This is a genomic window from Azorhizobium oxalatiphilum (assembly GCF_014635325.1).
GTDB classification, from domain to species: Bacteria; Pseudomonadota; Alphaproteobacteria; order Rhizobiales; family Xanthobacteraceae; genus Azorhizobium; species Azorhizobium oxalatiphilum.
The window spans coordinates 261460-274950 of record NZ_BMCT01000007.1; the positions used below are offsets into that span (position 1 = coordinate 261460).

Consider the following 13491-nt stretch of genomic DNA (forward strand, 5'->3'; position numbering starts at 1 on the left):
CGCGCGGGAGAAGTGAGATCCCCCGCGCAGCACCAGCCGCCTCGCTGTCCCCGTCTCAGCCCACGAAGTGGCCGGTCACGGGGGTGAGGCGCATGACCATGTCGTTATAGTCGAAGTCCGAGCCCTGATTGTAGGCGAGGTCCTCGAAGCCAAAAGTGTTCTCGCCATACATGCGGATGTATTCGTAGCCGCCCGCATTGCCGGTGCCGACCACGAAGATCTCGCCGGTCTGGGTCAGCAGCACCGGGGCGTAGAAGCCGTCGCTCCCCGCCACCGTCCAGGTGGCGGAGGTGCTGAAGGTGCCGCCCGCCGCAGTCGAGAAGCCGGTGTCGAGCGCGCTCTGCACCGCGTGCTGGAAGTCGATGGTGTCGCCATAGGCCACCCCGCCCACGCTCCAGCCGCCCGAGCCGTCCACGTCGATATGCACGAAGCCCAGCGTATTGGTGTGCGCCGTGCTGCCGGTCATATCCACGGTCAGCATGTCGCCATGGTGCAGATAGAGCAGCGGCGAGTTGCTGTCGCGCTGGTAGCCGGCCAGTTCCGCGCCCTCGGAGAGCGTGTCGTTGGTGATGGCGTTGATCGTCAGGCCGCCCACGGAAAGCTGCAGCGCACCGCTGGTCAGCGTCGCGAAGTTGATCGAGGCCGACATGTCGATCACGTGATTGCCGCTGAGCACCGCGAAACGCAGCTGCTCACCGGCGGTGAGATAGACCGACTGGGCGCCGAGGAACAGGGTGTTGCCATGGTCGTCCGTCACCGCGCCGACGGTGGCGAGGGTGGCGCTTTCCAGCGTCACGTCGGCCCCGGTGTGGTGATCGGAACGGGCCACGAGATTTCCCGCCGCATCCACCGCATAGACCAGCAGCGTCACGCCGCCGGGCACGCTGGCGTGCTGCGCCTCGAACCGCACCCACTGGCCGGTGATGCCGCTCGCCGCGTCGAAATCCAGCTCGATGCCGTGGCTGCCCGCGCCCACCTTCAGCGATACGGTGCCGTCCGGATCCTCGAAATCACCCACATTGTCCAGATTGGCGGTGACATGGTTCGCGAGGCTGGTGCCGGTGTAGCTGTTGAGCACGCCGGCAAGCGCGGCGGCGTCCGTGCCGGCGGCATGGAGGGCGTCCGACGTCTCGCCCTGCGCGGAGATGCTGACCGCCGTGATCGCCCGCAGCAGCGCCAGCGCATCGTTGCCCGCTGCCGCCGCGCTCTCGGTGAGCAGGCGATTGCTGGCGATGACGAGCTGCGTCACCGTGGAGGCCACGCCTGCCGATACGCCGCTGCTGGCGGCGATCGCGGCGATGGTGGTGGCGTTGGAGAGGTCCACCGTGGTGCCGGCCGTGCTGGCGGCGGTGAGCTGGCTGGCGATGATGTCGAACGGATTGGTGGTGGCGCCCGCCGCTTCCAGCAGCGCCACGGTGTTGAGCACGGTGGCGGCGCGGGCGAAGATCTCCACCGCCCCGGCAACACCTGCCTTCACGCCGGCGATGGCGTCGAAATCGTCGAGATCGATGGTGGTGGAAAGGCCGAGCGCCGCCGCCACCACCGCCTGTGCCGCCACCGGATCGCCAGTGCCGCGCTGGGCCACCTTCTGGATCAGCGTGGTGATGGCGCTGATGGTGGTGGCGCCCTCGGGGGCGATCAGCCTGCCGTCGAAGGCAAGGCCGGTGGCGGTGTCGATGCCGCCGGTGGCCACCAGCGGGCCGTTGGCATTGGTCAGCGTGTAATGGCCGTTGGCATCGGTGATGGCGAAGGCCTCGCCGGGATCGAGCACGCCGTTGTAATTGGCGTCCGCGAACACGGTGGCACCCCGGATGTAGCCGTCGAACACCGAGCCGACCGCATCCCACACATCCTCGGCAAAGTTGCCGATGGAGTGGGCGACATCGCGCAGCACGTTGCCGGCGGTGTCGAGGGCGGTGCCCACCAGCAGCGCGCCGGTGACGAGGTTCTGGCCGAGCAGGGTGAAGCTGTCGCCCATGAGGGACAGCGCGTTGTTCACCGTGCTCGCGTACTCCATGATCTTGTTGGAGACGACGCCCAGATAGGGGTTCTCGATGATGATATCGAGGAAGGATTCCCCCATGGCCTGGATGTCCGCGACCGCCGCGTCGAGATTGCCGTCCTCCAGATGGTTGTAGAGATCCACCATATGCTCGGCCACCTCGCCATAGTGGCGCAGATCCGAGCCGGTGAGCAGCTTGATATAGTCGAAATAGACCTCGGTGCCGGCGAGCGCGATGTCCGCCGCATTGCCGGAGCCGATGGCGCTGGTCATGTCGAGCACATGATCAATGCTCTCGCTCACCGTCTCGCCGGCGGCGGTGCCGAAGCCGGTGAAGATGTTGCCCAGCAGCCCGGCGGTGGCGCCGAGGATGGTGTAATAGCCCACCCCGATGCCCGCCACCGGCCCCAGCGACGTCTGGATGGCGCTGAGCGACAGCAGCATGACCATGCCCTTGGCGGCAAAGGTCGCCACGGTCAGCGCCGTGCCCACGGGATTGGCGCCGAACACCGCGGTCATGAACACGTTGGCGGCCACCTTGGCGCCGATCTGGGTGCCGAGTTCCACATAGGAATCGACGCTGTCCGGATCGTTCATGACCGAGGTCAGGCCACGTCCTGCGCCGTCCTGCTGCAGGCCGTACGTGATGCCGTTGGTCACCAGGGTGCCGAAATAGGAGAGCCCGTCCTGCACCGGCTGGAGGGGATTGTCGCTGGCATTCTTGGTGGCGAGGATGCCGAGTGCGTTGAAGGCGTCCTGCTTGTCTTGCGTGGACGGGCCGACAGCGGTGGTGTCGTCGGTCTCAAGCACGGTGATGAAGGCGAGGTGCTCGACCAGATCCTCGAAATAGAGATCGGCCAGCGGCGCCACCGTCGCGTCGCCATGCCCGGCGGCATAGACATAGGCGATGGTCAGCGAGCGCAGCTCGTCAAACTCCGCGCCGCTGCTCACCCCGAGCGCGGTGGTGACGTAATCGTCGATGGTGGCCAGCAGCGCGGGGATGAGCGAGGCCGGGTCGGTGGAATACCGGGCGGCCTGATAATAATTGTTGAAGATGGCGTCGGCGGCATCGCCGTTGAGCAGCAGGGTGTGCAGCTCGTCCGGGAGGCCCGCATAGCCGCTGTCCACGGTGCTGTAATGGTTGCTCTGGTCGAACTTGAGCGCCGTGTAGATGGCCTCCGCCGCGCTCAGGGTGTTCTGCGGCGTGCTGCCGTCCGTGGCGGTGGCGATGGCCTGCGCGACGCTCGTGCCGGTGTAGAGCGCGGTGTAGAAACTATGGAGCGCGATGAAGTGCGCGCGGCTGGCGTCGGCCACGCCGTAGAAGTTGGCGAGCACCGTCTCGTAGCTGATGGCGTTCGGGTCCGCCGCCACCGTGGTGGGGTTGCCCAAGGCGTCATACACCACATGGGCATGCTCGCTGGAGGCCAGATGCTGGGCCAGCTCCTGATCCTTGGTCGTGGCCTCATAGGCGAAGATCGCGGTCTGGATCTGGTTGTAGGTGGCTTGCGTCGGTGCCTGGCTGAGCAACTGCGTGAGCGCCGCCCAGTAGCTGACGTCGTGATCGGCGCTGTAGCTCTTGAGGTCGGCCAGGGCATCGGCCAGCGTCATGTTGCCGGCGGCGAGCAGCAGGCCGTCGAGCTTGGCCTGATGCAGGGCGTCCGTGAAGAAGGCGTCGGCGGTGCCGACCGAGATCGTGATCGAGGCTGCGGTGACGACGGCATCGGCCAGCACATCGAGGGTGGCGGGGTCGGCACCAGCCGCCAGCGCCGCCAGCAGCTCGGTCCAATGGAAGGAGCGGGAGGCCATCTCGTTGAGGAGGTCGGTGATCGGCAGCTCGTGCGCCTGCACCATGGCCACCAGTTCGGCCTTCACCAGATCATCATAGACGGTGCCGTCGGTGGTCAGCAGGCCGAACATGATGTCGAGCGCGGTGTCGGTGGCGATGGTGCCGGCGGTGAGCGCTGCGTGCACGGCCGCGACGGCATCCGCCGGCGCGTTGATCGCCATGATCACATACACAACATTCAGGATGTTGGCATCCGAACCGTGCTCGGCGGCGTCCGCGAGGATGGCCACCATATCGGCGGTGGAAACGCTGGTCTTGTAGAGGTTGACGGCGGCATAGGCGCCCAGGCGCACAAAATTTTCCACATTGTTGGCATCAGGCGCGTGGACGCCGTTGGCCACCATATTGGCATAGATGCGGATGACCTCCTCGCCCGAGAGCGCGCCGCTCTGGCCCGCCGCATCGACACCGATGGCGGTGAGGAACAGGGACGGCGTGCCGTGGGCCTGCCCCAGCTCGATGAACTGCTTGCCCACGAAGGCCTGCATGTCCGCATCGCCATTGATGGCGAGCTGCAGCAGCAGGCTCTCGGAGACGGCAAGGCTGTACATATTGGAGGGCAGCACCACGGTGCCCGGCACGAACAGATGCGCGTCGATGGCGGCGGTGGCGTCCGCGAAGCTGATCAGACCGTTGCCGATCAGGCTCTCGATCTCGCCGGCCGCGAGCGCGCTGTAGCCGCTGATCTGCATCAGCTCCAGCAAAGCGGAGACCAGCGTCGCCGCCGGCACCGTGCCGGCGGTGGCTTCCAGCGCGGCCATGGCGTCGGCGCCGGTGATGTCGCCCCGGCCGATGAGGGTCGCAAGCTCGGTGGCGACCACTTTGGCGGCGAAGACATGGGTGCCGGCCTGCCCGGCGATGCCGGCGAGCACGCTGATCAGCGCGGTGGAGCCCAGCGCACCGGCGGTGAAGGCCGCATCGAGGCGGGCGGCGATGGTCGCCACATCGCCGGCGCTGTCGGCTTCGGCACCGAGGATGCCGCCGATGGCGATCTGCGCGTCGCCATCCAGATGCCCGGCGACGGACAGCAGCACGGTGGCGCGCTGGTCGGCGGTGAGACGGCCGGCGGTGACGGACGCCGCGATGGCGGTGGTGACGGCGGTGAGGCTGAGCGTGCCGTCATCAGCGAGCAATGCCAGTCTGGCGCCCACGGCCACCTGCTGCACACTGTTCGTGCTGCCGCCGAGATCGGCCATCATGCGGGCGAGGGTGGCGTCGCCGGTGGCGTCGGACGCGTCCATCAGCGTCTCAAGGGCGCCGAACACCTGCGAGAGTGTGAGGTCGCCGTCCACGAGCAGCCCGGCGAGGGACGACGAGCTGTCGCCCGCAAACCCGTTGAGGCCGAGGCTGGCGATCAGCAGCGCTGCATGGTCGGCACCGATGGTGCCGTTGCCGAGATAGGTGCCGAGTTCGGACAGCAGCGAGGACACCCCGCGCAGCTCGTCGGTCGCCAGCTCCGCCAGAGCGGAGCCGATGGCGAGGTCGAACGTGAACTGGTCCGCACGGCCTTCCGCCGCCCCGGCGAGCTCGATGAGCACGGCGGAGGTGTAGACGGGGTGCAGCGTGCCCGCGCTGGTCGCCGTGGAGATGGTGGCGACGGCATTGGCGATGGAGAGGCCCGCATCCACCAGCGTGATGAGTCCGTCGGCCACGTCATCGAGGATGGAGGGGCTGGCGCCGTTGGCGATGGCCACGATCAGCGTGGCGGCGATGGCGAGGGTGATCACCTGATCATCCACCGCAGCGGTGTCGATGGCGGCGATGACGGCGGCGGCCGTGGTGGCGGTGGAGCCGGCCATGGCCACCACCACATTCGCCAGCCCCGCCGACGACGTGGAAGGATAGGCGCTGTCCGGCGTGCCGATGAGGTTCAGGAAGACCGAGAGCGCGGCGGCGGCGGTGACGTGCCCGGCCTGGATCTCGGCGGAAAGGCCGCTCGTGACCTCGGCGGCATAGGCGCCATTCACCGCCGCCAGATCCGCGAACATCCGCACCGCCAGCGTGGCGGAGATTTGGCCGACCGTGACGGCTACGTTGATGATCGCGACGGCGCTGCCGGCGGTGAGGGCACTGCTTTCGATCAGCGAAGTCAGCGTCTCGGCGACGGTGACGCCCGCCGCCGTGGAGGTGGCGGCGATCTGGAGCAGCAGGACTTCCGCCAGCTCGCCGCTCAGCTCCGTGCCCACCTGCGCCGAGATGAGAGCGGCGGCGGCGGCGGCGCTGATGTCCCCGGCCGTCACATGGGTGGCGATGACCCCACCCAGCACGAAGCCGGAAATGCCGTTGCCGGCCATGGCGGCGAGCAAAGTGATCTCGCCGGCAATGTCGCCGCCGCGATAATCGGCGAGCGCCGTCTCGATGAGCGGCAGCACACTGTCGTTGTCGATGTTGCCGGCGATGATCTCGGCCGCGATGGCATCGCCCGCCGCTGCGGCAAAAGCGGTCCCGCCTTCGCCGGACACCGCACCGGCGGCCAGCAGCGTGACGATCTTGTCGGAGGCAAGCCCGCTGGCGGTGATCTGGGTGATGGCGGCGGAGACGGTCAGCACGCCGTCACCGGCCAGCGCCGCGATGCGGCCGGCCAGTTCCACCAGCATGGCATTGCCGCCGGTATCCGCCATGGCGATGAGTTCGGCCACCACGGCGGTGGGGTCAAGCGGCGCGGTGGCGAGCTTCGCCAGTTCCGCGTCGGTGGCGGCGCGCGAGCCGCCGGTGGCGGTCACATAATAGGAGAGGAAATCGACGGCCTCGATGCCGGTCAGCTCGCCGGCCGTGACCAGATTGTCCACGGCCACGCCCACGCCGGTGGTGGCGGTGCTGGCGATGCCGGCGGCGACCCCGGCCACCATGGCGAGGAAGACGTCATCGCCCGCGAAGGCCAGAGCGATGAGGAAGCCGGCCAGCGGCGCGCCCTCGAACGGGCTGACGTGCGCCGCGAGGGTGGCGGTGAGGGTGGCGGCGTCGAACGTATCCACCAGAGCGTAGACGGCGCGGCCGGCGGCGGCCTGCATGGCGACATCACCCTCAAGGCCCATGGCGATGAGGATGTCGAGCTGGTCGTCCGCAGCGCCCGTGGTGTCGGCCTGAACTTGCGCGATCACGTCGGCAATGGGCGTGGTGGGGTTCACCAGGGCGTCAAGCCCGGCGCCGATGAGCCCCCAATCAACCGCGCCGCGGCCGAGACTGGCGGTCGCCGCGTCATTCTGCCCGCGCAAGGCGATGATGAGGCGGGCGGCGGTCAGCGGAGCTTGGGTGGAGAATTCCGCGATGAGGTCGGCATCGCTGATCTCCCGCTCTGCCGCGAAGGCGGCGATGAGGGCGCCCATGCTGGTGCGGGCATCCGCCGCGCCGTCCAGCAGCATCTGCTCCAGCACGGAGAAAGCCGTCGAGGCGGCATAGGGGAAGCCGGCGATGGCCTCGGCGGCGCTGTCCAGATATTGCGGATTGCCGAGCAGGGCATAGCTGCCGAGCGCGGCGATGGCCTGCGTCACCGTCAGGCCGGGATCGCTGCCCACCGCCACCGCAGCGACGAGGGCGGGGATGATGCCCACGGGCGCACCATCACCAGACAGGGTGATCATGTGCTCCAGGACGCCGACGAACAGCGCGGAGCTGCCCGCCGGATCATTGCCGTCGATGAGCATGGCGGCGACGAGATACTGGCTGCCCAGCGCGGACAGCACCTCGGCCTCCGTCACCGCGCTGTCGGCCAGCAGGCCGGCGATGGCCTCCGCCACCGCCTTCACGGTGGCAAGGTCGCTGCTGCCGGCGGAGATGCTGGCCATCATGCCGAGCACGTCGGTGCCGTCGGCAAAGCCCGCTTCCGTCAGCGTGGCGATGCCCCGCAGGGTGGCCGCCACATCGGTGGTGGTGGCGAGCGCCGCAGTGGCCACGTCCACCTGGCTCTCAAGCCCGTCCGGCGTCAGGATCGGCGCCGTGCCGGCGAGGAACATGAGGCCGAGAATGACGCCTCCGGCAGCGGTGGAGGCGAGGCTGGTGAGGGTGCTGAGCGGGATGTCGCCGGCATTGATCAGGCCGATCAGCCCGGCCAGCGCCGCGTTGGGCATGTCGGCGTCATAGGCCGCGCCCACCGTGATGGCGTTCACGGTCGCGGTGATGAGTTCGATGAGCGCGGAGGCGGCCAGGGCCGGCGTCACCACGGTCGGCGAATGGTCGGCGGCGGCCAGGATCTCGGCCACGGCGGCGGCGGCGGTGATGAGGCCGGCATTCACCAGCGCGCCGATGTCGCTGGTGGCTTCCGTGCTGTGCAGATAGGCCAGCATGAAGGCGGCGGTGTCGGCGGGAATCGCGCCGCTGAGGCCGGCCTGATAGATGGCCTGCGTCTCGATGGAGAGGCCGTTGGCGGGGCTGACGCCCACCAGCCCGTTTTCCGCGAAGGCGCGCAGCTGCGCGGTCACGGCCGCCTGTACGTCGTCCGCTCCCGTGCCCGCGATGGCGATGAGCTGGGCGGTGGCGGAGGCAACGGTCAGCGTGCCGGCAGTCACCTGCGTGAAGATGTCGGCGAGGATGGCGTCCACGCCGGACGGATTGTCGGCGGTGAGCGTGGCGATGATGGCATAGGCCATCGTTTCCACATGCGCCGCCAGCGCTGCGGCGCTGGTGTCGGCGGCGGCACCCTGCAGCAGCGCCACGGCTTCCGCCAGCGACAGGAAGGGCGTCACCACGGGCGCGCTCTGGCTGCCGTTCACCGCCAGTTGCAGGCTGGTGCGCAGGTCCGTCTGCGTGATGATGCCGTTGGCCAGCAATTCGCCGAGGCCGAGCCCCATGGAGGTGAGGTCGGCGCCGGTCAGGTTGCTCGCCACCGTCTCGATGGCGGTCAGCGCCAGTGCGACGGTGAGATAATTGGTGCCGATGACCGTGCCGATGGTCTCCACGGCGGCGGCGGGCGTCAGCGCGTCGGTCGCAATCAAGCGGTCGAGGATCGCGACAAGGTTAGAGGTCTGGCCGTTGGCGGCGGCCATGCCGGCGCCGGCCGACATGGCCTGCGTGGCCGTGAGCACGCCACCGGAGATGGCGCCGGACAGAGCGGTGAGCAATTCTGACTGCGAGAAGAAGGCTGCGCGGAGCTGGTTCAGCACCTGCCCCGCCGCCACGCCGCCGCCGCCGGCCACGATGCCGAAGGCGACGTTCAGATCCTGCTCGGGGGTCAGCATGCCGTCCGTCACCGGCACATAGACGGCCTGATAGAGCGCGAGCGCCGTCAGGTCGCCGCTTGCATAGAGGGCGCCGATGGCCTTGCCCGCTTCCACCTGCAGGCCGGCATCGCCCGCGCCCGCCACCGTCATCAGAACGGCGGCCACCTGCACGGCGGTCAGCGGCGGGGTGGCGTCCAGGGTGGCGAGGATGTCGGAGACCACGCGGGCATCGGAAACGGTGCTGCCCGCCAGCGCCACGATCTGCTCGGCCACCACGCCGCGCGTGGCGCGGCCGGCATCGCCCCCGGCCAGCGCCAGCGCGGTGATGGCGTCGTCCACGTCAAGGCCGTTGCTGATCAGCAGCGCGTGCTCGTCGGTGACGGCCTGCTGGAGATCGTCCGTGGCCTGCACAAAAGCGGGATCGGTGAAGGGGCCTTCCTCCAGCCGGTACAGCAGCAGGCTTTCCACCAGAGCGAAGGCCTGCGTGGCGGTGATGACGCCGCCGGTGACGGCGGCATTGATGCCGGCCATCACCTCGGCCACGTCCAGCCTGCCGGTGGATGAGGTGGTGCCGCCGGTGATGGCGTCGGACAGCACCTCATAGACGGCGGTGCGGGTTTCCGCATGGGTGGACTGGGTGCCGATGGCGGCCAGCGCCACCACGCCGTCGGCGGTCTCCACGATGTCGTCGGCCATGGCCGAGACGATGCCATAGGCCAGCGCGCCGCCATCGATCACGCCGTCGGTGACGAGGCTGTCGCTGAGCAGGATGGCGCCGGAAAGCTCGCCGGCCAGATAGATGCCGAGCACGATCTGCGCGGCTTCCACCGGGCGCAGATGGGCGAAATCATCGGCGATGAGGCCGCTGATGCCGGACATGGCCGCGAGCTTGTCGGTGTCCGACATGCCGGCGATCTGGGCGGCGATGACCGCGCCGGCGGCGAACGGGCCGTCCGCCTGCGTGAGCTGGCCGCCGATATGCGCCACCAGCGTGATGAGGTCCGTGGTGCTCAGCAGGCCGGCGGTGAGCACGTAGGAGAAGACGGTGGCCGAGGTGAGCGAGCTGCCCAGCGCGGCGATGTCGGTGCCGGCCACGAGCAAAGCGTCGATGGAGCCGGCGGCGGCATTGGCGATGGCGGTGATGGCCGCATCGCGGGTGAAGCCATAGGCGGGCTGGGTGCCGTTGTGGCCGATCACCTGCTCGATGAAATTGAGCGCGGTGGCATGATCCGGCGAGATCAGCAGCATGGCGGCGGCAATGGCCAGCACCTGCGTGGGATTGGCCGCCGGATCGGGATTGGACAGGTCGAGCGCGGTGCCGAGCACGCCCACCGCAGTGGTGGTGGTAACGATGCCATCGGCCACGAGGGCGGCAAGCTCGGCCCGCGCGTCGGTGCGCACGCCGGTGTCCTGATCGCCCACATACTCCAGCAGGAAAGCATAGGCGTCATCGCCGCCGCCCGCCGCCGCGACGATGGCGTGCAGCGCCTCATAGGCCACGCCCCGCAGATCGCTGTCGGTGCTGGCGATCAGCGGCATGAGGGCGGTGACGGCGAGCGAGCCCAGCGTGGCGTCGGTGCCGACGATGCTCTCCAGCGCGTCGGCCGCCTCGCTCAGCAGCGTGCCGGTGGCGCCGCGCATCACCAGCGCCACGGCGGAAATGGCCGTGCCGGGGGTGATGTCGGTGTTCACGGCCTGCTGAAGCTGGGCGAGCGTGGCGTGCGCGTTGAGGATCAGGCTGGAGAGGGCGCTCGCCACCGCCGTGGTGTCGTAGGTTTCGAGGTTGCCCAGCAGGCTGAGCGCGTCGGTGGCGGCCATGAAGCCCGCCGCCACGGTACCATCCACCATGCCGGTGAACACGCCCACGGCCACGGTGCCGGCGTCGATCAGATCGTGGATCGTGGTCTCGGCGGCGGTGGCGGCCGTGCCGCCGGCCCCATAGAGGTCCACGAGGAAATGGGCGGCCTGCGTGCCGCTGAGGTCATAGAGTGCGCCGATGCGGGCCGAGAGGCCGTCGAGCATCGCCTGCGCAGCAGTCGGATCGGCGCCGTAGAGCGCGGAGATGAGCCCGGCCACATGGGCGATCTGCGCCTCGTCGCCGAGGCCGACGGTGCCGGCGAAGTTCACCGGATTGTAGAGGATGGCCGCGATGTCGGCGGTGAGCGCGGTGGCGAAATCGCCGGTGGCGGTGGCGAGCAGCGTGGTCAGGTCATAGACCGCCCGCGCAGCGGTGAGCCCGCCGGTGGCATTGTCGATATAGGACTGGATGGCGTCTTCCACCGCCGTCGCATCGACGCCGTGGCCCTGCAAGGTGGCGAGCACGGCGAGCGCCCGGTGCACGTCCAGCGGCGAGACCGAGGCGGTGAGGGCGGCGGTCACGTCGGCGACCGCCTGTGCATCGCTGAGCGCGCCGTTCTCCACCAGCGCGGCGATCACCTCGCCCACGAGGGCTATGACCACGGCCTGCGCGGCAATGGCTTCCGCGCCGAACAGATACTGGCCGGCATTGGCCACCGCCGTGAGCAGCACCGCCACCGCCGTGTCCACGGAAGCGAACAGCGAGGTCCGGCCGGCGAGAGCAAGGATCTCGGCTTCGAGCGCGCCGGCGGTGGCACCGTCGGAGAGGGCGGCCACATTGGCCAGCAGATAGAGCGTCTCGGTGCCGGCCAGCGCGGAACCGGCGGTGTTGCCCACCACCGCGTCGAGGGCGGCGATGTGGGCCGCCGTGTCGGTGGAGAACAGCGTGGCGAGGCTGTCCCAGGCCGCCGCCTGCCCGCGCGAGCTGGTGGTGGCGGTGGCGATGCCGGCCAGCACGAGGATGGCCTGATCGGCGGTGAGCGTGGTGCCGATGGCGGCGGTCACGGCCGCCGCCACGTCCTCCGGCTGGGTGGCGGCGGAGGCCAGCACCCGCTCCATGAGCCGGCCGGCCTGCACGGAGGCGTAGCCGCCGCCGCCGCCATAGCCGATCAGCATCTGGATGGCGGCGTCCCCCGTCACCGTCTGGTAGGTGATGAGGGCGGTGATGGCGGCGAGCGCATCCGCCGCATCGCCCGGTACCTGCGCCGTATAATAGCCGAGCGCGGAGCCGATCAGCACCAGGCTGGCGGTGTCGTTCGCCGGCAGCTCGGAGACGGCGGCGGCCAGCAGCTTGATGGCATAGAGGCCGGTATAGATGCCGCGCGTGGAGGCGACGGCGGTGACGAGATCCGCTTCCAGCGAGGCCATGGTCAGCGTGGGGGTGGCGCTGATGGCATCCGCATGGATGAGGGCGGCCAGCGCCGGGGCGGCGGCGGCCATCAGATAATCGTCGGCCCAATAGGCATTGCCCGTCACATGGCCGGTGGCGCCGAGGCCGAGCAGCAAGGTGACGCCCGCATCCGCCGTCAGGCCGAGGTCGGAGATCACGTTGGAGATGGCGGCGACGATGGCCCGCGCGGTGGCGGTGGGGTCGGAGGCCTGCGCAACCAGGGTGTGGAGCGCGGTGCCCGCGAGGTTCAGCGGATCGCGGGACTGGCCCTGCGCCGTGCCGTGCTTGGTGGCGATGGCGGCCAGCAGCTCATAGGTGGCGGTGGAGGCGCCGCGCGCCAACACCGCATTCACCGCCGCGCTGGCATACATGCTGTAGGAATAGACGCCCAGATATGAGGCCGAGGTGACGTCGATGGTGGCGGCGATCTGCACGCCGGCATCCGCCGCCAGCGCGGGATCGAGCGTCACCATGCCGAGCATGAGCTGCATCAGGCCATAGGCGCCCGCGCCGGCATTGGTGCCGGTGGTGCCGCCATAATTGCCGGCGAGCAGCGCGCCGTCGGCCAGTGCCTGAAGTGCGGCGCCATCCGAGATGTCGCCGGCAGTGATCAGCGCCACCGCCTCGGTGGCGATGGTGGAGACGACGCCGCTGTTCTGCACACCCCGGATGATGGCGAGCTGGCCCAGCAGGACGAGGGCGGCGGCCGGCTCGACGCCGGCGGCGTCGACCTGCGCCGTGATGAGCGCCGCCGTATCGGCCAGCGTCTGGCCGGCGGTGTTGGCAATCGTGCTGAGGGCGTTGGCCATGGTGTAGGCATCGCCCTGGCTCTCGATGCCAGAGGCGATGGTGAGCGCCGCAACCGCCGTTCCGGCCAGCGACGGGTCCGCGCTCAGCATGCTGTTGAGCGCGGTGTTGGCCTTCAGGTAGGCATAATATTCCGCGCTGCGCAGCATGCCGGCGAGCAGGCCGATGCTGTCCGCGCTGCTGATGGTGCCGGCGTCGACGGCCGCGGTAATGGCGGTGATGGCCGCGTTGCCGGTCTGGTTGCCGTTCGATCCCAGGTCGACGGCGGCGGTGATGCAGTCGGCGATGCCGTCGCCGATCAGGGTGTCGTCGGCGGCGCTGGCGGTGGCCGCCAGAGCGATGAGCTGGCTGATGCCGTTGGCATAGGTGAGGGTGCCGGCGGCAACGCGCGCAACGATGTCTGCAATGAAATCGGAAACGACGGACATGCCGG

The 13491-nt window shown here is 69.3% G+C and carries 1 protein-coding gene; it reads right to left on the minus strand.

Annotation, left to right across the window (positions count from 1 at the left end; genetic code table 11):
- Positions 1 to 55: 55 nt before the first annotated feature.
- Positions 56 to 13486 carry a DUF4114 domain-containing protein gene (locus IEW24_RS21525; RefSeq protein WP_188582510.1) on the minus strand — a complete coding sequence of 4477 codons (13431 nt, stop codon included), beginning with the start codon at positions 13484 to 13486 and terminating at the stop codon, positions 56 to 58.
- Positions 13487 to 13491: the final 5 nt, after the last annotated feature.

What these genes read in the sequence shown, in the direction of transcription:
- IEW24_RS21525 (WP_188582510.1), bottom strand. Translation starts at nt 13,486, where the DNA reads ATGTCCGTCGTTTCCGATTTCATTGCAGACATCGTTGCGCGCGTTGCC.